Here is a 23,408-nt window from a genome sequence, read left to right as displayed (position 1 = left end):
GTATTGCAGAGACGTCTGCGCTTGAATCGAGGGGCCGCGGCGTACTGGATCGCCCGGTCCATGTGCGCAATTGCGCACAGGCCGGGCGATGACAGTGGTGAACGAGGATATAGCCTCAGAACCTCTCCAGATGACGCGATGATTGCTCACCTTGCTCAGCGTCATCACCCGCGCATGCGGGTGATCCAGTATTCCAGAGACGTCTGCGCTTGAATCGAGGGGCCGCGGCGTACTGGATCGCCCGGTCGAGGCCGGGCGATGACAGCGGTGGACGAGGATATAGTCTCACGCTCGGAACCAGACATCTACCCACCCAGCCGGTCGACTTCGGCCTTGCCGGCCTTCATGACCAGCGGGATCTGCTCGCCCTGGCCGAGCAGGCAGCTCACATCGCGCAGCGGGTTGCCCTCAACGACCAGCAGGTCGGCGAACGCTTCCGGCGCGATGCGGCCGAGCTTGCCTTCCATGCCGAGCACCTCGGCGCCGACGACGGTCGCGCTATGGATTACCGCCTGCGCGCCGAGCAGTTCGGCGCGGATGCGGAATTCGTCGCTCTGCAGCCGCTGCGATGGCCCGAGCAGGTCGCTGCCATAGCCCATCTTGACGCCGGCCTCGCGATAGATCGCAAGCGAGCGCAGGCCGGCATCGCGCACGTCGGCGATCTTGGCGACGCTCGCCGCCGGCAGGCCGTATTTGGCGCCCTCGTTGGCCAATGCCTCGTAGGTGATCAGCGTCGGCACCGCATAGGCGCCCTGCTCGGCCATCAGCCGCGCGGTCGGAAGATCGACCAGATTGCCATGCTCGATGGTGCGCACGCCGCAGCGCACCGCGCGCTCGATCGCCTCCGCGGTGTAGGCATGGGCCAGCACATAGGTGTGCCGCGCCTTCGCTTCGGCAACGATGGCGCGGATCTCGTCCTCGGAATAACCGTAGGCGCCGATCGGATCGGTCGGCGACGCGACACCGCCGGACGCCATGATCTTGATCTGGTCGGCGCCCATCTGCAGTTCCTCGCGCACCGCCTTGCGCACCGCATCGACGCCGTCGACGACGCGCGCGATCGCGCCGACCCGCACGCAGCAGGAACAAGTCGGGTCGGCCAGATAATCCGAGCGGGCGCGCCCGTCGCCGTGCCCGCCGGTCTGGCTCAGCGCGCGGCCGGAGACGAACAGCCGCGGACCATCGGTCAGGCCGGTGTCGATCGCCTGCTTCAGCGCATAGCCGGCACCGCCGGCATCGCGCACCGTGGTGAAGCCGCGCTTCAGCATGCCCCGCAGCAGCATGGTCGAGCGCAGCGTCACCAGCACGTTGGCCATGCGGGCCTGCTGCGACAGGTCGAGTTCGACCGCAACCGCGTGCACATGCAGGTCGATCAGGCCTGGCATCAGGGTCTTGCCCCTGAGGTCGATGACGCGATCGACTGACGCCTCGATCGGCCGGTCGGAGACCTCCTTGATCAGGCGATCCTCGACCAGCACGTGATGGCCTTCGAGCAGCTCGGAGTGCAGCGAATCGAGCAGCGCGGCATTCTTGAAGAGGGTCGTGGACATGATGATCTCCTAAGTGCCGCAATCACGCAGCTTCGCTTGCGATGTCTTCCAGCGACCGGCCGCGCGTCGGCACGCCCATCAGCACGACGGTCAAGGCGCCGATCAACAGCACGCTCGTGGTGACGCCGAACACGCCGGCAAAGCCGAAATTCGGATAGAGGTAGCCGACCAGAATCGGCGCCACGATCGCACCGATGCGGCCGATCGCCGATGCGAGCCCCGCGCCCGTGGTTCGGATCGATGTCGGAAACACCTCCGCCGTGTAGGCATAGACGCCGGCATAGGTGCCGTTCATGAAGAACGACAGCAGCAGGCCAGCCGTCATGATCTCCCCGTCGCTCTTGGCAAAGGCGAGCCCCAGCGCGCTGATGCCGCCGAGCAGCATGTAGGTCGCGATCGTGGCCTGTCGGCCGATCCGCTCGTTGAAGAAGGCGGCGGTGAAATAGCCCGGCACCTGCGCGCAATACATCGCGAGCGAATAGCCGAAACTCTTGGTGATGCTCATGCCGTTCTGCACCAGGAGACCGGGAATCCAGACGAAGAAGGAGTAATAGCTGAAGGTGATCGACAGCCACATGATCCAGGTCATGGTGGTGATCCGCGCCTGGCGACCCGCCAGCAGCGCGGCGAAATTGCTCAGCAGCGTTCCCGACGATACCGCAGGCGCAGCGGGCTCTGCGACCGGAGCCGGCAGCACCCGGCCCTCGCGCACGAAGCTGGCCTCGATCTTGTCGAGCACCGCTTCGGCTTCCTCCGCCCTGCCCCGGCTTTCCAGCCAGCGCGGCGATTCCGGCAGCGAGCGGCGCCACCACAGCAGCATCACGACGGGGATGGCGGTGATCACGAGCACGATGCGCCAGCCATTCTCGTAGGCCGGCACGATGAAATAGCCGAGCAGCGCGGCGGCGACGAAGCCGAACGAGAAGAAGCCGGCCAGCGCGCCGGTGAAGGCGCCGCGGTAGCGCCGCGCCACGAACTCGGCGAGATACGGCGCGATGATCGCGCTCTCCGCGCCGGTGCCCATGCCGGCGACGACGCGCGCGGCGAAGAACGCGGGCCAGCTGTCCACCGCGGCGCTGACCAGCGAGGCCGCGCTATAGAGCGCGAGCGCCGACATCATCACCGCGCGGCGGCCGATCAGGTCGCCCAGCGTGCCCGCGAGCAGCGCGCCGAAGAGATAGCCGACGAAGGTGCTGGAGCCGAGCACGCCGGTCTCGACATTGGTGAGGCTCCAGGCCGTGCGCAACACCGGCAGGATGAACGCCAGCACCGCGGCATCCATCGCGTCGAACAGATAGCCCAGGCCGCCCATCAGCAGCAGGTGCACATGGAAACGCGCGAACGGCAGGCGCTCGATGCGCGCCGAGATCATCGACATGAATAGCCCCCTCCGCCCCGCGGTCGGCACGCGCCGCGAGGTCGGTCGGGGAATGATAGACAAACCAATATTATCCGAATAATTTATAATTGTTATCTGGCACATCACCATGGTGAATATCGCCCGTGTCCTTCCGCACGCTCGACCTCAACCTGCTGAAAGTCTTCGAGGCGCTGATGACCGAGGGCAGCGTCACGCGCGCCGCCAGCGCGTTGACGATGACCCAGCCCGCGGTCAGCAATGCCTTGGCGAGGTTGCGCGACGCGCTCGACGATCCCCTGTTCGTCCGCACCGCCAGCGGCATCCGCCCGACCCAGCGCGCGGTGGCGCTGTGGCAGCCGATCGGCGATGCGCTGGAGCACGTCCGCCACGCGCTCGACGAGGACGCCTTCGATCCGGGGCGCACCGCGGCCGAGTTCAGCCTGTCGATGTCGGACTACGTGTCCTCGCTGGTGATGCCGCGGCTGCTCAACCGCTTCAGCGAGGTGGCGCCTTCGGCGCGCATCCACACCCTGCCCAACACCATCCTCGAGATCGGCGACCGGCTCGAGGACAACCGGGTCGATTGCGTGCTCAGCGTCTATGTCAACGAGGCGCAGCAGCCGCCGGCCGCGATCCGCTCCCGCTCGCTATGGACCGTCGAATATGCCTGCATGATGCGGCGGGATCATCCGCTCGCCAAAAAGCAGCGGCTCAACGCCCGCAGCTTCCTCAGCGCCAAGCATGTCGATGTCAGCCTCGCCGGCAAGACGCTGCCGACCTACGACCAGTTCCTCGCCTCGCGCGGGCTGTCGCGCAACCTGGTCACGACCGTCAATCACTACAACGCGGCCTACGAGATCGTGCGCCAGTCCGACCTGATCGCGGTGCTGCCGCGCGATCTCAGCGCGCAGTCCCGCCACGCGCCGCATCTGCATGCGGTGGCGGTGCCACTGCCGGCGCCGCCGCGCATCGTCAGCCTGTTCTGGCACCAGCGCAACGACACCGTCCCCGCGCAGCGCTGGCTGCGCGAGACACTGGTGGAGCTGTTTGCGCGGATGGAGTGAGTGTTTACCGGCAGCGGCTGACGCTGATCATTGCATGGAATCGCCATCGCTTGTCCGGCTAGGGCCGCGAGATGTCGAAGTGCAATCCGAACCTGTCGTTTCATCCGGCTGGAAGAGCGGTTGGCGAGGCTTGAGGTCGCGGGGATGCAGTCGTCGCCTGTCGTCCAATATCGACTGAGAGGCGACCAACACTTCTCTTGCTACTCATAGTAGACACTACCCATGATTGTGATTACAGTACATGTTTATTCAAAAAAATTTCTTTGTAGGAGATGAACCCATGAGTGAGCAGCGATCCATATATGGCGGTCACGATCTGCAAAAAATCAACAATGTAGAACAAGGGGTTATTCAGAAGCTACGCGAGCTTGGCGTCACTGATATTGAGCAAGCACTTGCAATACTCTCAAACCAGAAAATAGCCGACAATATCAAAGAGCATTTGGGTCTCTCGGACGACGAACTCGACGGTCTAGTTGGCGAGTTTTCCAAGGAAATCGGAACACGTAGCGCCGAAGTCGCAACCTCCGGCACGACTTTTAACTACCAGCGCGGAGCACTGCCTCCTACTCCGGAGATGGACTTGGATAATCAATCCATTGCGTCCACTCCTCCCCTAGCCCTGCCTCCAAACGTCAACCACTCGAAGCTCATGCCGCCTATCCGCAACCAAGGTGGTCGAGGTACGTGCGTGGCATTTGCCATGACCGCAGTTCATGAGTTTTACCGGAAGATGTCTGGCTCACCCCAGGATTTTTCGGAGCAATTCCTCTATTGCGAGACAAAACTGATAGATGGAGCGCCGAAAGATTGCGGTACATGGCAGACCAAAGCAGCCCAAGTCTTGCAGAGCATTGGTGAATGTCGCGAGAACGTCTGGCAATACAATCCGTATCCGCCTTGCAACAACAATGGGGTTGAGCCCACGAATGCTCATGCTGACGCGGCGCAATTCAAGTTGCCGACCGTGATCTTAAATCCCAGGGACTTGAACGGCATTAAGAACGCGCTGGCTCTAGGATCAGTGGTCGGATTCTCGATCCCTGTCTATGATAGCTGGTACAATTCATCCTATGTGCAGCAAACCGGACGTATCAACATGCGCGTAGGAAGCGAGCCAGTCGACGGCGGCCACGCGATGTGTCTCGTTGGCTATCAAGATGATACTTCCGTACCCGGCGGTGGTTTCTTTATCTTGCGAAATAGTTGGGACACGACGTGGGGCAGTCAATGCCTTTATGGCGCAGGAAACGGCACTATCCCCTATGCTTATCTGGCGACTGATTGCTGGGAGGCGGTCACAACACCACCGCCAAAGCCGCATGTGGCTAGCCTTCAACAGGGATCGGCCAATGCGTCTCCATCGGCGGATTCATCGGATGCTGCGCCCGGCTCGAACGGAGCGATAACAACTCCAATAGGTCCCGGGATGCCACACGTGGCCGGTCATGGTGCTCTCACCGAGCTTACTGATCCCGGAACTCCGAACGTGGACTTCGAAGGGAGACTACACTCCCTTGCGATACCGCCACTGATTGCCGCAAGAATTTCGGCAGTTCCAAACCTGCCGCCTTTCTCCGTTCAATGGTATTGGGTCAACCACGGACCAGAGTACATGTTTGTTTCGGCGAACTACTCGGCTCACATTTATTATCGTGATCATGGTCGGAATGACGTGTCGCAGACGCTTCAATTCACTGCCCCAACTCTCACGCCGTCATTCAATTTCGGTGGACGCATAATCGGCGGTGTCTTCAGTTGCACTTGCTCGATAAATTGGCGCCGGACAACCGATGGTCATACTGGAACAACCGCGCCTGCGACAAGCGAGTGGGGAATCTTGGGTGACAATCCACTCAAGGCAAACATTAGGGCAATGCTTTCCGATCGAGCGCTACAGGTTATTGCCTACAAAGAATCTAGATTTCGGCATTTCGACAACCAAGGACTGCCACTGTTCGGGCCTCCTCGTGGCTTCGGCGTAATGCAGCTTGATACCCCGCCACCATCAACCCAACAAGTGTGGGATTGGAAGCAAAACGTTGCTGGCGGCGTCGCGCTTTATAACAAGAAGAAACAAGAGGTCTCACAGCATTTTCAAAACATTTACACGGCAAATCCTGGTGCCCAGCACCTTTCGGACGAGCAATTTAGGCTTGCGCTATATCAGTACTACAACGGTGGCTTCTACTGGGATTGGGACGGAGCAGCTAAAATTTGGAAGAAGGTTGGTGTGACAGCTTACGGCGATGATGCCATGCGGATCGAAAAACTCGTGGCCGCCGGTACTCCGCCTGGCGACTGGAATTGAGATCCTAGATCTAAATCCTATCGCTACTGAACCTAACGATGGGAGCGGGATGCCCGTTCCCATCGCCCTCGAAATGTCGACACACACGCGAGCGCGCGGGGCTTTGGCTGAAGAGTTTGTGTCGATGTTTCTCAACGACGGGGCCTTCTCGAAATCGGCTTCTGCCAGCCGCCGCCCAGCGTGAGACCAGAATGGTCGTTATTCCTATTGGCCATCTGCGGCCACCTACAACACCGGCCATCCCGTCGCTGTTGACGCCAAGCTCCGCGCATACTTGTGTTCTTCGACACTTCGGTCCTAGGACCCCCTATGGGCGCGCACCTGCTTGACGGTGGTGATCCCGGCCAGCGGCAGGAAGAGTCCGAAGTGATCGGGAAAATCAGCTTAGGCGCAGGCGAGCGTTTCGCCGGTGTCCGCATCCTCGGCCTCAACGGTTTCCCATCGGTGGCGAGGATGAAGTGGGCTTTCGCCCTAGCCGTGGGAGGGCCAGCTTTCAGCGCAGCGAGGGTCATCACCGCGCGGCGACCGATCAGGGTGGCCCAAAGACCGCGCGATCTCAGCGCGCAGTCCCGCCACGCGCCGCATCTGCATGCGGTGCCGGTGCCGCTGCCGGCGCCGCCGCGCATCGTCAGCCTGTTCTGGCACCAGCGCAACGACACCGTCCCCGCGCAGCGCTGGCTGCGCGAGACGCTGGTGGAGCTGTTTGCGCGGATGGAGTGAGGAGGCGCACGGTGTGCTCCCGTCAGGTGGTTGTGGGCGCGGGTTCGATCGCGGCCTCGTCCGCGGCCGGCGACGGGACGCTGCGCGCCAGCGGACGTCCAAACAGCCGATGCAGCGCAAGGTAGCTCACCATCGCAACGCCGATGCCGGTGAGCCACGACAGGTCGACCCCGCCGGTCGCCAATGCAAGCGGACCCTGCATGGCCTTGATGGTGCCCATCTGGAACGCCCACGCCGCTGCGAAGCCGGCCGCAAAGGCGATCAGCCCGGCCCAGTTGAAATCGCGATCCCGACCCGGCTCCGCGTAGAGCGAGGCGACATCGATGCGGCCGCGCCGTACCAGATAGAAGTCGGCGAGCGTGACCCCGGCCCATGGGCTGATCCAGACGATCAGGGCGACCATGAAATTGTCGAAGGCATGGGCAAAATCGCCCGACTGCAGGAAGCCGTAGAGGATCGCAGAGGCGATCAGGCCTGAGACCACCGAGATCACCCAGCGCGGCCGCCGCAGGTCGAGCGCCAGCGACGACAGCGCCGCCGAATAGATCACGACGATGTTGGTCGCGATCGGACCATGGAGCAGCACCAGCAGCACCGGCAGCGCCATCGTGCCGAACGCTGCGATGATCAGCTTCGACGGATCGGACCCGGCGCCGGCGGACGCAATGGCCGCACCAAGGAAAGCGAGCCAGACCGTGGGCAGGAACATGCCGAGGAAGGTCGCCCGAAACACCTTGGCGGCACTGAGCGAGGGCCTGGTGAAGCGCGTATAGTCGGAGGCATAAGTGAGCCACGAAATGCCCCAGCCGATGCCGATCGCGGTCATCAGCTGCGTCGCCGCGGCGAATGCCGGCATGCCGGTAACGGTCGAGGCCTGCCACTTGATATCGACGCGCAGGAACGCCAGCGCGGTCATGATAGCCATTATCAGCAGTATGAACGGCATGGTGTAGCGCTCGAACACCTTGATGGCATTGAAGCCCCAGGCCGCGATGCCGATTTGAAGCAGCATCACCAGCACCGCGATCGCGTATTTGAGCTCGACGCCGCCACCAATGCCCATCCGCTCCAACGCCGCCATGCAGAGGTCGAGCACGATCCAGGTGTTGATCGCGACCCACCCCATCGGCATCAGCACCTGCGCCAGGGCCGGCAGATAGGCGCCGCGGCGGCCGAACGCCAGCCGGCCCAGCACCATCTGCGGCACGCCGGTGCGATGCCCCATCAGGCAGAAGGCGGCAAACAGCGCCGCGCCGAACAGATTGCCGACAAGGATGACGGCAAGCGTTTGCAGCAGGCTGAGGCCGAGCTGGATGCCGAGCGCGCCGAGCACCCAGTTGATCGGCGCGATGTTCGCGCCGGCCCAGATCCAGAACTGGTCGAACGCGGACGAGGTGCGGTGCGCCGCCGGCACCGGCTCGATTCCGTGGGCATCGAAGCCGGCCTCATCCTGCGCCGGAAGCTGTGTCTGCTTGAGCAACATGTTTCCCCCGTTGTCCGGCGCATCGGTTTGGGCCGGGATGGGGACATCTGAGCAGCAGGCAGCCGTGAGGCGGTAATGAGAAATCCTCAAGCCGGGTTGAGGCGACATCCAGAGTGAAGGCTGCGTGCAGCGAGCCGGAAAAACGCGCCGCCGTCGGGCGCGGTCGCCGCGGCATCATGGCGCGCCGCTTCACTGTTGAGATTTTCTCAACCCGGCTGCCGGATTCGTCAATCACGCTGCCCCGGGCACCCGGTCATTGTGGAGCAATGCACTGCCCCCAAATCAGCCGAGGCCAGGGATGACGACACTTCTGCATATCGATGCCAGCCCGCGCGGCGACCGTTCGGTCAGCCGAAAACTCTCCAAATCGTTCGTCGAGCACTGGCTGACGCACGAGCCCGGCGCGACCATCATCCCGCGCGACGTCGGCCGCAACCCGCCGCCACTCATCACGGAGGCATGGGTCGCCGCCGCCTTCACCGCGCCGGGCGACCGCTCGGCGGAGCAGCGCGATGAGCTCCGTGTCTCCGACGAACTGATCGACGAGCTCGAACGCGCCAACATCATCGTGATCGGCGCGCCGATGCACAATTACGGCATGCCGGCTGCCTTGAAGTCGTGGTTCGACAAGGTGATCCGGATCGACAAGACCTTCAGTTTCGATCTCGCGCGGGGCGACTTTCCGCTCGAGCCGATCATGCGCGGCAAGACGCTGGTGGTGCTGAGCTCGCGCGGCGAATTCGGCTTCGGCCCCGGCGGCGTGCGGGAGGCCATGAATCACCTGGAAACCCACATCTTCACCTGCGCCCACTATCTCGGGGTGCAGGAGAGCCATCTGATCGCGGTCGACTACCAGGAGTTCGACGACGAACGCTACCGGCGGTCGGTCGCCGACGCCTTTGCCGCGATCCCCGTGCTGGTCCGGCAGTGTCTTGGAATCGACGGGCCTGTTAATGTCGCGGCGGAATGATGCGCCGCTGTCCGCCGTCCGCATGAGGATGATCCGATGATAAAGAATCCCATCCCCTGGCCAAACGGCGCGCGCTGCGCCTGCGCGATCACCTTCGATGTCGACGCCGACAGTCTCATTCATATCGCCCGGCCGAAGGATTCGTTCGACCGGCTCTATCCGATCACGATGGGACGTTACGGGCCGACCGTCGGCGTGCCGCGTATCCTCGAAACCTATCGCCGCCTCGGCCTGAAGCAGTCGTTCTTCATGCCGGCCTGGACCATGCAGCGCTATCCGGATGCGGTGGAGGCGATCCTTGAGGGGGGCCACGAAATCGGCCATCACGGCTACATCCACGAGGATCCGACGGAGATTTCCTCGGCGGCGCAGCGCGAGGCCTTCGAACAGGCGCTTGCCATTCATGTCGCGATGACCGGGCGCAAGCCGCGTGGCTACCGCGCGCCGGTCTACAATGCCAACCAGACCACGATCGATCTCCTGATCGAGCACGGCTTGGTCTACGATTCGTCGCTGATGGCCGACGACATCCCCTACCAGATGCGCACCGCGCGCGGATCGCTCTACGAGATGCCGCCGCATTGGGGTTCGGACGATTGGCCGCCCTTCGCCCACTATGCGGAGATCGGCTACATGATGCCGGTCAAATCGCCGAGCGAGGGCCTTGCCGCCTCGTTCGAGGAATTCGAGGCCGCCTACGAGGGCGGCGGCTTCTGGATGGGGATCTGGCACCCGTTCCTGACCGGCCGGCTTGCCCGCTGGCGCGTGGTGGAGCGCTGGCTCGAAGAAATCGTCGCCGAACGCAAGGTGTGGTTCGCATCGCTCGAGGACATCGCCGCGCATCTCGACGGCCTGGTCAGGGCGGGCACCTACCAGGTCCGCGTCGAGACCCTGCCCTATTTCACGCAGCCCGTGTCATGACCTCGCCGGGAGCCGCCCGAAAGGCCGCGGCCTCGGCGCGCAGCCAATCGGTGAATGCCGTCGCCGATTTGCGCCGAGCAGCGCCCGGCGCATCCACCAGACGATAGGCGAAGCCTGCAAGCGCGGGACCGTCGAGCCGTCGCAGCGTGCCCTGACGCAATTGCTCGTCCACCAGCGCATCGCTGCACAACAGGGGTCCGAGCCCGCGCTCGGCGGCATGCAGCGCCAGCGGCTCCTCGCTGTACCAGGAGATGCGGAAGTCCCGGCCGGGATCATGATCGGCCTTCGCGAGCCAGGCAGACCATGCGGGCGAATCCAGTGTGGCGTTCTTCCAGCGGAACGCCAGCAGCGAACGCGAGCGGACCTCGTCAATGGCGGCACGCGCGCCGGGCGGACAGATCGCGCTCGCCGCAACCGCAATGTAGCGATCGCTGAACAGCACCGATGCCTCGCCGGCGCGGTCAATGCGTCCGTAGCGGATCGCCAGATCGACGTCCTCCGTGCCCGGCGTCCTCACCTCCTCGGTCGCATCGATATGGACCACGACCGATGGGAACGCGGCATTGAAGCGCGCGAGCCGCGGCATCAGCCAGCGCTCGGCGAAGGCGCGCGTGGTCGATACGGTGATCGCATCGCCGTCGGCCGGCGGCCTGATCGCGGCGAAGGCGCTCGCCATGCGGTCGAAGCCGTCGCGCAGCATCGGGAACAGCGCACGCCCCTCCGCGGTCAGCACCACCGCACGGCCGGAGCGCTCGAACAGTCTGTGTCCGAGGAGCGCTTCGAGCTGCCGGACCTGGTGGCTGATCGCGGTCACCGTGACGCAGAGCTCACCGGCGGCGGCGGTGAAACTCTCGTGGCGCGCCGCCGCTTCGAACGCGCGGACGGCATTGAGGGGCGGCAGCTTGCGCATGGTGGTTCTCCGCGCGGCCAGTATCAAGCGATGAGAAAATGGGCGTCGGTCGGCCGCATGTCGTTCACCGGCACCATGTCCTGCGGACAGGCCGAGAACACGATGACAAGGTCCATCTCGGCGCGCAGCGCCACATACTGCCCGGCCGCGCTGACGGGAGGCTTGAAGTCCAGTTGTCCATGGTCGGCGACGGGGACATTCATGAACAGATTGAGCGGCGCCGGCGTCACCGCAGCCGACAGGCCGACCGCCTCGAGCGCATGCGCCAGGTTCTGCGTGCAGTTGTCGTGGTGGCCGACGGCACCGAGCTGGCGATAGCGGTGGATGTCGCAGGCCGCGATCAGGGTGTCGTGGATTCCCGGCGACGTGTCGGCGACCAAGGTGAGGATCGCGCGGCGCCGGTTGGTGGTCAGCGTGTCGCCCACGCGCGGATTGAGCCGCAGCATCGACGCACGGCTGTGCTCCATCGACATGAACTCGCCGGTGTCGCGGACATTGAAGGCCCAGGTGTCGACCACCTGCTTGCCGTGAGTGTTGACGACCATGACGGTCTCGCCCGCATCGAGGCGAGCGGCCACGCCGTTGCGGGCCGGAATCAGACGGGCGCGGGTCAGATCGATGGTTGCTGCGGTCACGTGATCTCTCCTCGATGGCTCGTGGCGCCATTGGAGCACCGCCCGTCATGCAATTCTAATAATATTAATTGTGTCCATTATAGCAGATTCGTATAGTGGTCCGATGCGCCTCAGACAGCTCGAATGCTTCCGCGCCCTGATGCTCCACGGCACCATGACAAGGGCGGCCGAACTGCTCGGCATGTCGCAGCCCGGCATCAGCACGATGATCGCCGGCCTCGAGCACGAGACCGGCCTCAATCTCTTCCTGCGCCGCGGCGGACGCCTGCAACCGACCCCGGAAGCCAAGCTGTTCTATGTCGAGGCGGCGCGCGCCCTCGAAGCCGCCGAGAATGCCTCGCGCGTCGCGGCCGAGATCAGGTCCGGCCGGCGCGGTCACCTCGCGATCGCGGCCTATCCGAGCATTTCGATCAACCTGCTGCCGCGGCTGCTGTCGCAATTCGCCAGGAACAGACCGGAGCTGCAGATCAAGATCATCACGCGGAATTCCGCGACCGTCCGGGAGCTGATCTCGACCCAGCAGTTCGATCTCGCGGTCGCCGAACTGCCGCTGGACTATCCGACCTCGCATATGGAGGTGTTCTCGTATGAATGCGTGTGCATGCTGCCGCACGGGCATCCGCTCGCCAAGCTGAAGCAGATCACCCCTGCCGATCTCGACGGCGTCCCGTTCGTGACGCTGTTTCGCGGCGATCCGATCTACCAGCAGCTGGCATCGGCCTTCTCCGAATACGGCGCGCGCTGGAACGTGGTCGCGGAAACCGAATTCTTCTCGACCGCATGCCAGCTCGTCGCCGAGGGCCGCGGCGTCGGCATCGTCGATCCGGTGGTGAGCAAGCCCTTCACCGAGGGCCTCGTCCTTCGCCCGTTCAAGCCGAAGATCCAGTACCAGATCGCGATCCTCTCCCCGACGCATGAGGCGCTGTCCCAGGTGGCGCAGGATTTCGCCAAGCTGCTGCGGCGCGGGCTGCGGGGCTGAGGTTCGCCCGCGGCACGAGATGCTCGCACGGCTGGAGCGAGCCGCTGCATTGGCGCGCTCGCGGACGTCCGTCATCCCCGTAACGACACGGGGATGCTGATTAACCCTCAGGCTGCTTTCCCAATTGACGCTCTCGGGGGCCGAGGTGATAGGCTACCGCCATTTCAGGCGGCCATTTCAATGCGCGAGTTATTTGGACAGTATCAGCTTCTGCTGACGATTTTGATCTTCGTGCCGTTCGAGCAAATATTTGCTGCGAGGCCCCAGAAGATCTTGCGGCGTGGCCTGCTCACCGACATGGCCTTCCTGTTTCTCAACGGGTGGCTGGTGCTGGTCGGCGTGACCGCGGTCCTCGCGGTGGCCACGCTGATCAATCAATCGATCATGCCTTCGGCGGTAAAGCCGGCGATCGGCGATATTCCGTATGTGGTTCAGGTGCTGATTGCGATCTTGATCGGAGACCTCGGAGTCTACTGGACGCATCGCGTTCTGCATGCCGTGCCGGCGATGTGGCACATCCATGCCGTCCATCACGCCATCGAAGACCTGGACTGGCTCGCCGCGGTCCACCAGCACCCGCTTGACCTGACATTCATGAAGGCCGGCTCGCTGTTTCCGCTCGTCGCATTCGGCTTCTCCACCGAAGCGGTCGGAGCTTATCTCGCCATCTACTACTGGCAGTCCTGGCTGACGCATGCCAACGTGCGCGTGAGCTACGGTCCGCTGCGCCACGTCCTGGTGTCGCCGGAATTTCATCACTGGCACCACAGCAGTGAGCTGGAAGCCAGGGACAAGAACTTCGCCGGGCTGTTCTCGTTCTACGATGTGCTGTTCGGGAGCATCCATCTCCCGAAGGGACGGAAGCCGAAGACATTCGGCGTCGACCATCCGATGCCTTCCGGCTATCCGGCGCTCTTGGCCTATCCCTTCAAGGTATGGGCCTCGAAGCAAAAGCGCGACGATCCGTCGGCACCTCGCCGAAGCGAAGTGGCTTAGAGGCTGTGCACCAGCGCAACGAGAGCCTACCGCCATCTCGGCCAGCGACGCATCCGAAGATGGGGGTTTTGCCGGCTTGCCCAGCCGTAGTTCGCGAAGCGAGGCAAGTCTTGCGGACACAGCCCGCCTGCGCCTCTGGGCTTCGGCGCGGCAGCCTTCGCTCACTTCGCTACGATGGAGTCTTGCTGGCTTGCCTAGCCGTAGCTCGCGAAGCGATCGAAGGATGGTGGGGGAGGCAGGACTCGAACCTGCGAAGCCATGAGGCGGCTGATTTACAGTCAGCTCCCTTTGCCACTCGGGACACTCCCCCGTCCAACAGCATCAGACCGGCCGCGCGAGTGGCGGCGGACCGGGTCATCGAAATGACGCTGATAACCGCGGCGGCCCCGAAGCGGGTGCGCGGTCGGGCGCGTTTATGAGGGAAGGCGGTCCCCAAAGTCAACCAAGCCAGCCGCCTATTTGCCGGTTAAATTGCCAATAATCGAGAGCCGTGACACAAGCCTCACATGAGCGATCGCGACCGCAAACCCAATTTCCGAGGCAAGGGCGGTAAACCCTTCCAAAAAGGGCCAAAATTCGGCCGGCCACCGGCTTGGCGGGAACGCGAATCCGGTTCCGACGGACCGGTGATTCTGTATGGCTGGCACACGGTGGCGGCCGCACTTGCCAACCCGGACCGCCAGATCCGCAAGCTTTACCTCACGGAGAACGCTGCCAAGCGCCTTGCCGACGAGAATATCGCGACCCGAGTCACCCCGGAGCTGGTCCGGCCGAGCGATATTGACCGCCGGCTCACCCCCGATGCCGTGCATCAGGGCCTGCTGGCGGAGGCCGATCCCCTGCCATCGCCCGGCATCGACACGCTGGCGCTGGAGGGCATCGTGCTGGTGCTCGACCAGATCACCGACCCGCACAATGTCGGCGCCATCCTGCGTTCGGCTGCGGCATTCGCGGTCAAGGCGATCGTCACCACCGCGCGCCACAGCCCGGAGGCAACCGGCGTGCTGGCGAAGTCCGCCTCCGGCGCGCTCGAGCTGGTGCCCGTTGTCACGGTGCAGAACCTGGCGCGCGCGCTGACCGAACTGAACGAGCGCGGCTTCCAGACCGTCGGCCTCGACAGCGAGGGCACCGAAGATCTCGGCAAGGTGGCGTTGCAAGCGCCGCTGGCGCTGGTGCTCGGCGCCGAGGGCAAGGGCCTGCGGCAATTGACGCGCGAGACCTGCAGCACCGTCGCCCGCCTCGACATGCCCGGCGAGATCAAGAGCCTGAACGTCTCGAACGCCTGTGTGCTCGCGCTTTATATCGGCGCCAGCCGGCTCGGGCTGATGTGAACGAAAACGCCCGCTCGCCAAAGCTCCGCTCCGATGGAATCGGAACGGAGTTCTGGATTCTTGTTTGACGCGTTTTCTTCACGCGAACCGGCAGCCACTACGCTCGAAAAGGCTCTGGGCCGCGAACGGGCGCTGATGTCTTGAACCGCCGATCGGATCAGTAGTAGCGGCGCAGCACCGGATGGCCGTAGCGATGCGGCGCGTAGCCGTAGCGATAGCCGTAGTGCGGACGATAGCCGTAGTGATGGCGATAGCCGTAATGACGGTACCCATAGTGGCGATAGCCGTAATACGGACGGCCGTAGCCTTCGCGGTAATACGGGCGCGGCGCCCAATTGCCCGGACCGGTGTAGGTCGGGCCCTGGTTGACGTAATAGTACTGCTGCGCAGCGCTCGGATAAGCGGCATCCGGGTCGGGCAGCCGCTCGACCGCGCCGTAACCGTAACCGCCGTAACCGCTATAGCCACCGCAACCGCCGCAGCCGTAATTCACCACGGGCGCGGAATAGCCGCACGGGTTGAATCCGCACGCCATCGCGGGTGCGGCCACCATGACGGCCACCGCCGCAATCAGTCCTTTGATCATTTGACGCATTACTCTCTCCTGTAGGGTCTTTGTTCGTCGCGTAGCTCTTGATGGCTATGGTGGCCCCTGTTCGAGGGGCTCTTGATTTATGGGCCTCGTGGACGTGGCGTCCGCGGGACCGGCCCCGGCAGCGGCCGCGGTCCGTTGAATTGCGGCGCGTAGATCACCGGCGGCGGATCGACCGGCACGTTGGACTGCGCCGGCAGCGGCGCGGATTGCGCGCCCCACGATTGATGATAACTCTCGGCCGGCTTGGGCAGGCGGCGGTTGGCCGGCGGCTCGATCTCGAGGCGGCCGTAACCCGGCATGCGACCGAGGCTCGGATAATAATGGCCGACATTCGGCTCGGGATCGATCGGGCGGCCGCCATAGACGGTCGGCACCAGCGAGTCGTTGCGGGCGAGCCCCATCGCGCTCTCGATCACCGCATAGGAAGCGTCGACGCCGTTGATGATGATCGGCACGCCGGGCCGCGAGGGCACGACGATGTCGAAGCCGCCGCCGGCCAGCGCCGTCGAGGTCGTCGCAGCCAATATTGCAAGCGCAAGACTTCCGCGCATGTTCACCCAGCGTCCCGAATTGTTCCATCCGCAGCCTAATCCAACGGCTTGGCGGAAGGGTTAAGGGCGCGGGCCAATCTAGCGGTAAGCCTAACGCGTAAGCATCGGCATCCGGTCAATGCGGCCGTGCAGGATCAGAAATCGTTAACGGCCGACAACCAAGCGGCAACGCCGGGTCAGGAGAACGCGTTCTCGACGATCGAATGGATGCCGATCGCGATCGTGACGGCGCCGACCGCCAGTTGCAGGCCGCGATTGGCCCAGGTCAGCCAGCGCGCCGAGGCCGCCAGCGGCACTGCGATCACGCTCGACAGCACGCCCATCCCGATCATTGAGCCGATGCCGAACAGCGCGACATAGCCGAGCCCGATCACCGGACTCGGCGCCTGCGACACCGTCAGCACCAAGAGCGCCGCCGAGCCCGCCATGCCGTGCATCAGGCCGACCAGCAGCGTGCGCCAGCGGAAGCCGTGCGCGTGGCTGTGCGCGGTACGGGCGTGCGCCGCAGTTTCGCCGGCGTGGCTGTGGGCGTGGAAATGAGTGGTGCCGTCGCCATGCGAATGGGTATGGAAGTGCACGCGGTCGCGCCACAGCCGCCACCACAGATGCGCGCCGAGGCCGACCAGCATGACGCCGACCGCGGTCTCGATCGGCTGCGATACCGTCTCGGGGATCGCATGCCCGAGCAGGATCGCGGCACCGGCGAAGACGAACAGCGTCAGCGTGTGCCCGAGGCCCCAGGTCAAGCCGTGCTTGACGATGTCACCGACATGGGTGCGCCGTGCCGCGATGCTCGACACCGCTGCGATATGATCCGGCTCCAGCGCGTGCTGCATGCCGAGCAGAAAGCCGAGACTCAAGATTCCGAACATCAATCCCCCGCGCCCGCGCCTGGCGACACATCAAACACCACACCGCCGGTCTTGTCAGGCCGGCACATTCTCAAACAAGCACTTCGTCGAACAAGCCTTGCATCGCCGCCCAGGAGCGGCGGTCGGCCCGTGCATCATAGAGCGCTGACTTCATGATCGAGCCGTCCGCGGTCGGGTTGGTGAATCCATGCAGCGTGTTGCCGTAGCTGATCACCTGCCAGTCGGCAACCTTGCCGGCGCGCATCTCGTTCTCGAAGGCCGTGACCTGGTCGGGCGGCGCCAGCGGATCGTCGGCGCCGGTCAGGACAAGCACGCTCGCTTTCACCGCGCCCGTCGCCGCCGGTTGCGTGGTCGAGAGCACGCCATGAAAGCTGACGGCGGCCTTCAGGTCGGCACCGTCGCGCGCGAGCTCGAGCACGACGGTACCGCCGAAGCAGAAGCCGATCGCGGCGCATCTGGTGGCGTCAACCTCGGGCAGTGCCGTGAGTGTGGCAAGCGCCGCGCGGGCCCGGGCGCGCAGCGCGGCGGGGTTCGTGCGCAGGCCGCCGATCAGCGCCATCGCCTGCTGCAAATCGGCGGCCTGCCGCCGCTCGCCGAACATATCGGCCGCGAGCGCGACATAGCCACGCTCGGCAAGCCTGCGCGCCCGCTCCATCGCGAAATCGCCGAGCCCGAGTCCCTCGTGGAATACCAGCACACCGGGACGCTTTTCGCTGCTGTCCTTGCAGGCGAGATAGCCGCGCAGATTGGCGTCGCCGGCGGCGTAGTCGATGTCACGAACGTGCATCCAATTCCCTTCAAAGGCGCATGATCCGGAACGCATCTTGCGCGCGCGGCTCGGAACTTCACACTGGTTTGAACGCGGGGCAAGGTCGCGCCGGAACAGGCGCGGCATAGCGAGATTAGCTCGTCACAACGATGAGAGGAGATCCTGCATGACACAGCTCAAGATTTTTGGCGCAGCAGCCCTGCTCGCTTCGATACTGGCCGGCCCCGCGATGGCGCAACAGACCATCGGCAGCGCCGCCCGCTGCTCGAATGCCGATCCATCCGCCCGATGCGAGACGATGGCACCCGGCACCACGCGCACCGCCTATCGCCACCACGCCTACCGGCGGGATCGCGACTGGCAGGGCAGCTACAACCGCTACGACCCCGGCCCTGCCGGCGTCGCGGCCGGCGTGGTCGGCGGCGCGGTCGGCACTGCGGCTGCGATCGCCAGTGCCCCGTTTGGCGGCCCCGACTATTATGGCCGCGCCCCGATCGGTGGCGAGGAATATGCCCGGCAAAACGGCTTCGTCTGCACCCCCGGCACCTGGTTCCGCGGCAGCGACGGCCTCCAGCACCCCTGCCAGTAGCTCAGGGCGTAAGCACTAGCGACGCAAAAGGCGGCCCTTGGGCCGCCTTCCTGCGCGGTTGAAAGCTGAACGACAAGCCAGACCCCGGCGTTCGACGATATGTATTTGCGCGCTTGTCCACGTTCTCGACGGACATCGCGATCGACCGATCGCGTCCAAGGCTTGTCGCAAGCCAGTGACCCAGATCCCGAAGTCGGGTTCGCGGCGGGCGTATGCGAAACGGTCGCGGTGACGCAGCCAATGTGATCCGTTAGGCTCGCAGGAGCCGCAATCGCCTTTTTTTTCACACCCCGCTCGTCGCTATTGAAACGGAAGGATATTGCGGATGGCCAATTTCTACGGAACCGACGCCGCCGACAATCATACCGGCACCGAAGACCAGTTCTATGGCGGCGCAGGCGCCGATACGCTGGAAGGAACTGGAAGCAGCGGTCAACTCATCGATGGCGGTGCGGATTCTGACCTCATCACCGGTGGCCAGGGCAACGATATTCTGATCGGTGGCAGTGGAGACGATATCGTCTGGGGCGTTTATGGCGCTGCCTCGGATGACGTGATCTATGGCGGCTCTGGCTTCAACGGTCTGTACGGTTTCGACGGCAACGACACGATATTTGGTGACGACGGAAACAACCCTGCCAACTACCTCTTTCTCAACCCATGGAAGGGCGGCCTCTACGGCGGCAATGGCGACGATTACCTCGACGCCGGCACCGGCAGTTCGTATCTGTCCGGAGACGCCGGAAACGACGTGCTCGTGGGCGGCGTCGGCGCCGACAGCCTGTATGGTGGCGACGGCAACGACGCGCTGTTCGGCGTCTCGGGTACGGCCATTCTATCCGGCGATGCAGGCGACGATATCATCTACGGAAGCAGCAGCAATGACACGGCGTACGGCGGAGCGGGTAACGACACGCTCGTCGGCGTCGGCGGGCTCGATGTGCAGGAAGGCGACGACGGAAACGACTACATCTATCTGTCGCCGGGCAGCGGCAGCATGGCGTATGGCGGCTCCGGCAACGACGTTCTGGTCGCCTCCCAAGGCAATGCGATCATGATCGGCGATGATGGCGACGACACCATGTTCGGCTATGTCGGCCAGGATTACTTCTATGGCGGTGCCGGCAACGATCAGATGTTCGGCGGAGACGGCACCGACGTCCTGATCGGCGGCGCCGGCAACGACTATTTCGACGGCGGATCGGGGGTCAATTACTATTTCGGCGGCAATGGCGGCGGCCCCGGAAGCGGCGTAGGTCTCGACACGTTCGTCGTCAACGACGTGCCGGGCGTCCAGGTGATCCAGGACTGGGCCCAGCCGAATGACACGGTTCTCTTCGTAGGGTCGGGCTTCACGTCATTTGCCGACGTGATCGCGCATTCCTACCAGAACGGGGCCTACCTCGTTGTGCAGGTCGATAGCGACACCGCGGTCTGGTTGAACGGGGCAACCGCAGCCACGGTGACGGCAGCCAATTTCAGCATCGCGAATTGATCGACCAAGAGCGATGGTGCCGGCGGAGAGGATCGAACTCCCGACCTTTGGTTTACAAAACCACTGCACTACCGCTGTGCTACGCCGGCCTCACCCGCTCATACAAAATAGCGACGATCGCGGCAACCGCGCTCGCCTGCGGTGGTTCAATTTACCCCTTGAGTTACCTCTAGCCGTCATCGCATTGAAAAACCATGCATATCGAACGCCGAGCCGCTGTTTTTAAACTGAAGGTCGGAGGTTCGTTCCCCTTAGCCGGCACCAGCCTTTCGCGACCCGCCGTGCCGTCATCGGGCAAGCGGTGGCGTCCCTACTGCCGGGTGCAGGTCAGGTTCTGGGGGATGTGGCGTTCCGCCACCGTGATCGCGAGGGCTTGCGCTCGCTGAAAACATTCCGCAAAATTGTTCCATTGGGGAGCCACAGGCGGATTCGGGCAGGCACCGGATGACGGAAAAGCAGTTGCGGGCGAGGACATCGCTGCTGAAGGCAATGCTGTTGGTCTCGGCTCTCCTGATGGGCTACTCGGATCTCGTCACCACCAACGAGATATTGCAGCGCGGAATGGGTGAACTGAACCCGTTCATGCGGTTCTCCCAGGAGTGGCTGGGCGAATGGTGGCTGATCGCCAAGCTGGGCCTCACCTTTCTCGTGATGTGGCTGCTGTGGCAGGGCAAGAGCGAGCGCCATGTGGCCTATGTGGTCGCGCTCATTGCCGTGCCCGTCTACAACAACCTGATCATCCTCGCCGCCACCAATTGAGCTGACCCTGCGTTCGTGCCGGCCAGCCGCAGCGCGGTCGCCCGAGCTCTCGATGCCGCGCCTCTGCTGTGACATTCCGTTGATGTTTGGAAACATGTTCGAGCGGCGCGACCGAGGATAGCGTTGGACAATGCGCCGGCACCGGTCCTAAGCTTTACCTGTCGCGGCAATGCAACAGGGGCTGCTCGGCGCGGTTCTCACCATGGACTGGTCCTACTATCTCGTGGGCGGTGCTGTCGTCCTGCTCCTGTTCGCCTATCGCCTGCATGGCGGGCTGTTCAGGAAGGATTCACTGCGCGACGAGAAACTGAATCGACTGATCGACGAACGCATCGATCGCATGGATCTGAGGCGCGAGAAAAAGCACGAGCCGTCCGGGCTATCGTGACCGGCCGGCGATGTTTCGCCGGTTGGCTCTTCAGTCTGCGGAGATCGACCGTCGCCCTCGGCAGCCTCGCCAGCTCGAGGGAGAATACGGCAGCTCCGATGGGCTCGCGCGCTTTGGCGCTTCCGAACCGGCCGGTGCACAATTCTTCGATGCAGATGCCGACGCCGTGCGTTCCTGCAGATCTCTCGTTGATCCCGTGAATGCCGACCGTCCTGCTGCGGATGTCGCCTTCAAACCGAAGTGCCTGGGCATCTCGTCCTCCATCCAGATCCACGTGGCTCACGCCGTGTGTCGTCCCCAGGTCCAATCCGAACACGTCGTTGCGATTCAATCAAAGCGCTTCACTTGATTGCCCACAAGTACGGAGAGAGCCGTAGTATTCCGGTTGCCGCGAGCGCTTCGCATCGTCGTCGATCGTGCTCACCGGCGCGCAATGCGACGAGCTCTACGTGTCGCGGGGCTGTTGCGGGCAGCCCTAACGAGCGCGTTGTGTGCGCTGTCCGCGACTACTTGTGATTTTGTATCTGCTGGTTATTGTGGCGCGCTTTCGTTTTGAGGAATTTCCAACCATGAAGATCGTATTCTGCGCGGCCATCGCCATGTCGGCTCTGGCCGTCGCTCCAGCGAGCGCGAGGGAGCGCAGCGACAGCCCTCACTCCCAGGCCTGCATGGCCAAGAACGGCTTCACCCTCGAGATGTGGCGCGCGCACGCCGCAGGCACCGACGCGCAGGTCCTGCGATACATTCAATGCCGGGATCGGGTGTCCGCGGCGCAGGCCAAGGCGATCGGCATTCGCGACCACAATTTCAGCGCCGGCTATCGATGAGCCGTGAGGGCGTCACGAAGCCGCACTTGCCATCGCCTGGCTTGACCCGCCCTGGCAGAAATCGTGGGATTATCCCCGTAGGATCACCCATCCCGCGCGTTGCTTCTGTTCTTGCAGCCCGAGAAGGGGTATGCAGAATGCGGGGTAGGACTCAGCCAATGACCTATTTGATCCTTGCCCGGGATGGCACCAGCCAAATCGTGCTGAAGCGCGACAGCGAAGACGCGGCCGAGAAGAAGGCACGCGAGCTGAAGGAGATGGGCTGGTTCGAGGTCGAGGTCCGCGAGGACAAGGCCGGCGCCGCAGTTCCCGATCGCTCACAAACGCTTCAGTGAACCTTTACGTGACGGCCCTTACACATGTGTGAGGAGCCACCATGTCCGACACAGCACATTACCGCTTCCAGTCCGATCAGGCGCGACGGCTGGCCCGCCAGGTTACCGACGCCGCCGTGCGCGAAAAGCTGCTCGAAATGGCCGACGAGTATGGCCGCTACGCCGACCTGATCGAGGCGCGCAGCACCGAGCGCGCGCCCGCCGAGGCGACCGCCCATTAGCGGCCCCCGGCTCCTGACGCTGCACCTTAGCGTGAGGTCAAATCCCCGCGAAAACGCCTGAGGATTTGTTCGGAACATTATGCCCCCTCACGCGATTTTCCTCGCATGAGGCGACCCGAAACCAACCGCAATTTGCTCCTTCTGAGCAGCTTCACGCTGCTGAGCATGGCCGCCGCCGGCATCGTCGCCTTGCTCGATCCGGCGCCCGCGCCGGCCAGCGCAGCGCCCCGGCCGGCTGCGAATCAGGCGCCCATCGCCAGTCAGGCACCGGTCCGGATCGTCGGTACCCCGTTCGTCCCGAACACCAATCCGCGCCAGCGCTGACCCATCCCCGCGCCCGAGCACGTCACAATTTTGTCACCGCGCCTCCAAAACAGGCGTCTTCGTCAACCATCATGATGGCCAGTGCTTGATTCCGCGGGGTTGCTCTGCTGCAATCCGCGCGCTCAAGGTGCGCCATGAAGTGGATGAAGGAACGCGATCTCCTGATCGCGCAGACAATGGCTTTCGTACAGTCGGTGAAGGGCAAGCTGCCCGACGCCGAGTTGCCGACGCCTGCCCTGCGGACAGCCGCGCCAGTGGCGCCTGCCCCGCTGCCCGTCGCTCCGACGGCCGTGACCGAGGCCAAGCCCAACCTGGATAACAAGCCCGCGCTGGACGAGACGGCTCTCCTGGAGATGAAGGCTGCCCTGGAGATGAAGCCGACAGCCGAGGTCCGGGTGGTGATGCCGCCCCCGCTTCCGGTGCCGACCGTGCTCGAAGGCCCGCCCCCCGCAC

The 23,408-nt window shown here is 63.9% G+C and carries 24 protein-coding genes, 2 tRNA genes and 3 pseudogenes; 17 read left to right on the top strand and 12 right to left on the bottom strand.

The features are described from left to right. Positions 1–305: 305 nt before the first annotated feature. Positions 306–1,550: an amidohydrolase family protein gene (locus tag BRSPCE3_RS32560; RefSeq protein ID WP_244070708.1), complete on the bottom strand. Its 1,245-nt coding sequence runs from the start codon at positions 1,548–1,550 to the stop codon at positions 306–308. A gap of 22 nt (positions 1,551–1,572) precedes the next feature. Further along, entirely contained in the window at positions 1,573–2,928 is a 1,356-nt protein-coding gene (locus BRSPCE3_RS32555) for an MFS transporter (protein ID WP_244070706.1), read from the bottom strand. Between the two features lie 116 nt (positions 2,929–3,044). Between BRSPCE3_RS32555 and BRSPCE3_RS32550 the strand changes: the two genes are divergently transcribed. Both BRSPCE3_RS32550 and BRSPCE3_RS32545 read left to right on the top strand, forming a co-directional pair. Continuing rightward, a complete protein-coding gene (locus BRSPCE3_RS32550; protein WP_375709991.1) occupies positions 3,045–3,974 on the top strand; it encodes a LysR family transcriptional regulator in 930 nt (309 codons plus the stop codon). 241 nt (positions 3,975–4,215) lie between these two features. Further along, positions 4,216–6,285 carry a C1 family peptidase gene (locus BRSPCE3_RS32545; RefSeq protein ID WP_244070702.1) on the top strand — a complete coding sequence of 690 codons (2,070 nt, stop codon included), beginning with the start codon at positions 4,216–4,218 and terminating at the stop codon, positions 6,283–6,285. 315 nt (positions 6,286–6,600) lie between these two features. Here BRSPCE3_RS32545 and BRSPCE3_RS32540 read toward each other — a convergent pair. Continuing rightward, a pseudogene (locus BRSPCE3_RS32540) lies at positions 6,601–6,794 on the bottom strand (type IIL restriction-modification enzyme MmeI); the annotation flags it as partial. A 34-nt stretch (positions 6,795–6,828) separates the two neighbouring features. Here BRSPCE3_RS32540 and BRSPCE3_RS32535 point away from each other — a divergent pair. After that, positions 6,829–7,005: pseudogene (locus BRSPCE3_RS32535) on the top strand (LysR family transcriptional regulator); the annotation flags it as partial. Between the two features lie 22 nt (positions 7,006–7,027). On the opposite strand, the gene BRSPCE3_RS32530 reads toward BRSPCE3_RS32535, so the two are convergent. Further along, positions 7,028–8,488, bottom strand: coding sequence for a cytosine permease (locus tag BRSPCE3_RS32530; protein WP_244070697.1), 1,461 nt, complete (start codon positions 8,486–8,488; stop codon positions 7,028–7,030). A gap of 298 nt (positions 8,489–8,786) precedes the next feature. On the opposite strand from BRSPCE3_RS32530, the gene BRSPCE3_RS32525 reads away from it, so the two are divergent. Further along, positions 8,787–9,458, top strand: coding sequence for an FMN-dependent NADH-azoreductase (locus tag BRSPCE3_RS32525; protein WP_244070695.1), 672 nt, complete (start codon positions 8,787–8,789; stop codon positions 9,456–9,458). A 36-nt stretch (positions 9,459–9,494) separates the two neighbouring features. Then, on the top strand, positions 9,495–10,379 hold the full coding sequence (locus BRSPCE3_RS32520; RefSeq protein WP_244070693.1) for a polysaccharide deacetylase: 885 nt from the start codon (positions 9,495–9,497) through the stop codon (positions 10,377–10,379). Here BRSPCE3_RS32520 and BRSPCE3_RS32515 read toward each other — a convergent pair. Beyond that, positions 10,360–11,289 carry a LysR substrate-binding domain-containing protein gene (locus BRSPCE3_RS32515; RefSeq protein WP_244070691.1) on the bottom strand — a complete coding sequence of 310 codons (930 nt, stop codon included), beginning with the start codon at positions 11,287–11,289 and terminating at the stop codon, positions 10,360–10,362. The two genes, BRSPCE3_RS32520 and BRSPCE3_RS32515, sit on opposite strands and share 20 nt — an antisense overlap. Before the next feature lie 23 nt (positions 11,290–11,312). Continuing rightward, the gene (locus BRSPCE3_RS32510; protein ID WP_244070688.1) at positions 11,313–11,924 is read right to left on the bottom strand and encodes a DUF1989 domain-containing protein; all 612 of its coding nucleotides are present in this window, start codon (positions 11,922–11,924) and stop codon (positions 11,313–11,315) included. A gap of 103 nt (positions 11,925–12,027) precedes the next feature. Here BRSPCE3_RS32510 and BRSPCE3_RS32505 point away from each other — a divergent pair, with 103 nt between their 5' ends. After that, on the top strand, positions 12,028–12,903 hold the full coding sequence (locus tag BRSPCE3_RS32505) for a LysR family transcriptional regulator (RefSeq protein WP_244070686.1): 876 nt from the start codon (positions 12,028–12,030) through the stop codon (positions 12,901–12,903). Between the two features lie 93 nt (positions 12,904–12,996). After that, positions 12,997–13,899 (top strand): sterol desaturase family protein, encoded by a 903-nt coding sequence (locus tag BRSPCE3_RS32500; protein WP_244070684.1) that lies wholly within the window; start codon positions 12,997–12,999, stop codon positions 13,897–13,899. A gap of 224 nt (positions 13,900–14,123) precedes the next feature. On the opposite strand, the gene BRSPCE3_RS32495 is transcribed toward BRSPCE3_RS32500, so the two are convergent. Continuing rightward, positions 14,124–14,209 (bottom strand) — tRNA-Tyr (locus BRSPCE3_RS32495). Between the two features lie 196 nt (positions 14,210–14,405). Here BRSPCE3_RS32495 and rlmB point away from each other — a divergent pair. Continuing rightward, positions 14,406–15,230, top strand: a complete 825-nt coding sequence (rlmB, locus tag BRSPCE3_RS32490; protein WP_244070682.1) for a 23S rRNA (guanosine(2251)-2'-O)-methyltransferase RlmB — start codon at positions 14,406–14,408, stop codon at positions 15,228–15,230. A 157-nt stretch (positions 15,231–15,387) separates the two neighbouring features. Here rlmB and BRSPCE3_RS32485 read toward each other — a convergent pair whose 3' ends face one another. The 4 genes from BRSPCE3_RS32485 to BRSPCE3_RS32470 all read right to left on the bottom strand — a co-directional run bounded on the left by BRSPCE3_RS32485 (position 15,388) and on the right by BRSPCE3_RS32470 (position 18,035). Beyond that, entirely contained in the window at positions 15,388–15,825 is a 438-nt protein-coding gene (locus BRSPCE3_RS32485) for a hypothetical protein (protein WP_244070681.1), read from the bottom strand. A 77-nt stretch (positions 15,826–15,902) separates the two neighbouring features. Further along, positions 15,903–16,376 carry a hypothetical protein gene (locus tag BRSPCE3_RS32480; RefSeq protein WP_244070678.1) on the bottom strand — a complete coding sequence of 158 codons (474 nt, stop codon included), beginning with the start codon at positions 16,374–16,376 and terminating at the stop codon, positions 15,903–15,905. A 176-nt stretch (positions 16,377–16,552) separates the two neighbouring features. Next, entirely contained in the window at positions 16,553–17,248 is a 696-nt protein-coding gene (locus BRSPCE3_RS32475) for an urease accessory protein (protein WP_244070677.1), read from the bottom strand. Between the two features lie 70 nt (positions 17,249–17,318). Continuing rightward, positions 17,319–18,035 carry a dienelactone hydrolase family protein gene (locus BRSPCE3_RS32470; RefSeq protein ID WP_244070674.1) on the bottom strand — a complete coding sequence of 239 codons (717 nt, stop codon included), beginning with the start codon at positions 18,033–18,035 and terminating at the stop codon, positions 17,319–17,321. A gap of 148 nt (positions 18,036–18,183) precedes the next feature. Here BRSPCE3_RS32470 and BRSPCE3_RS32465 point away from each other — a divergent pair, with 148 nt between their 5' ends. Both BRSPCE3_RS32465 and BRSPCE3_RS32460 read left to right on the top strand, forming a co-directional pair. After that, positions 18,184–18,606: a hypothetical protein gene (locus BRSPCE3_RS32465; RefSeq protein WP_244070672.1), complete on the top strand. Its 423-nt coding sequence runs from the start codon at positions 18,184–18,186 to the stop codon at positions 18,604–18,606. Positions 18,607–18,931: 325 nt separating this feature from the next. Continuing rightward, a complete protein-coding gene (locus BRSPCE3_RS32460; RefSeq protein ID WP_244070671.1) occupies positions 18,932–20,101 on the top strand; it encodes a calcium-binding protein in 1,170 nt (389 codons plus the stop codon). 14 nt (positions 20,102–20,115) lie between these two features. On the opposite strand, the gene BRSPCE3_RS32455 is transcribed toward BRSPCE3_RS32460, so the two are convergent. Then, positions 20,116–20,190: transfer RNA gene (locus BRSPCE3_RS32455), tRNA-Thr, on the bottom strand. Between the two features lie 355 nt (positions 20,191–20,545). Between BRSPCE3_RS32455 and BRSPCE3_RS32450 the strand changes: the two genes are divergently transcribed. The 7 genes and pseudogenes from BRSPCE3_RS32450 to BRSPCE3_RS32420 all read left to right on the top strand — a co-directional run. Then, positions 20,546–20,860, top strand: coding sequence for a DUF5658 family protein (locus tag BRSPCE3_RS32450; RefSeq protein ID WP_244070669.1), 315 nt, complete (start codon positions 20,546–20,548; stop codon positions 20,858–20,860). Between the two features lie 169 nt (positions 20,861–21,029). Beyond that, complete coding sequence (locus BRSPCE3_RS32445; RefSeq protein WP_244070667.1) at positions 21,030–21,248, top strand: hypothetical protein; 219 nt, start codon at positions 21,030–21,032, stop codon at positions 21,246–21,248. A 569-nt stretch (positions 21,249–21,817) separates the two neighbouring features. After that, complete coding sequence (locus BRSPCE3_RS32440) at positions 21,818–22,075, top strand: hypothetical protein (RefSeq protein WP_244070665.1); 258 nt, start codon at positions 21,818–21,820, stop codon at positions 22,073–22,075. A 158-nt stretch (positions 22,076–22,233) separates the two neighbouring features. After that, positions 22,234–22,410, top strand: a complete 177-nt coding sequence (locus BRSPCE3_RS32435; RefSeq protein ID WP_244070663.1) for a hypothetical protein — start codon at positions 22,234–22,236, stop codon at positions 22,408–22,410. 41 nt (positions 22,411–22,451) lie between these two features. Continuing rightward, a complete protein-coding gene (locus BRSPCE3_RS32430) occupies positions 22,452–22,631 on the top strand; it encodes a hypothetical protein (protein ID WP_244070661.1) in 180 nt (59 codons plus the stop codon). Between the two features lie 105 nt (positions 22,632–22,736). Then, positions 22,737–22,955, top strand: a complete 219-nt coding sequence (locus tag BRSPCE3_RS32425; RefSeq protein WP_244070659.1) for a hypothetical protein — start codon at positions 22,737–22,739, stop codon at positions 22,953–22,955. Positions 22,956–23,089: 134 nt separating this feature from the next. After that, a pseudogene (locus BRSPCE3_RS32420) lies at positions 23,090–23,408 on the top strand (hypothetical protein); the annotation flags it as partial.

Origin of the sequence: Bradyrhizobium sp. Ce-3, from assembly GCF_022835695.1 — a bacterium.
Taxonomy (GTDB): domain Bacteria; phylum Pseudomonadota; class Alphaproteobacteria; order Rhizobiales; family Xanthobacteraceae; genus Bradyrhizobium.
Note: the sequence above shows the minus strand (reverse complement) of the source record. Positions and strands in the feature narration are given on the sequence as shown.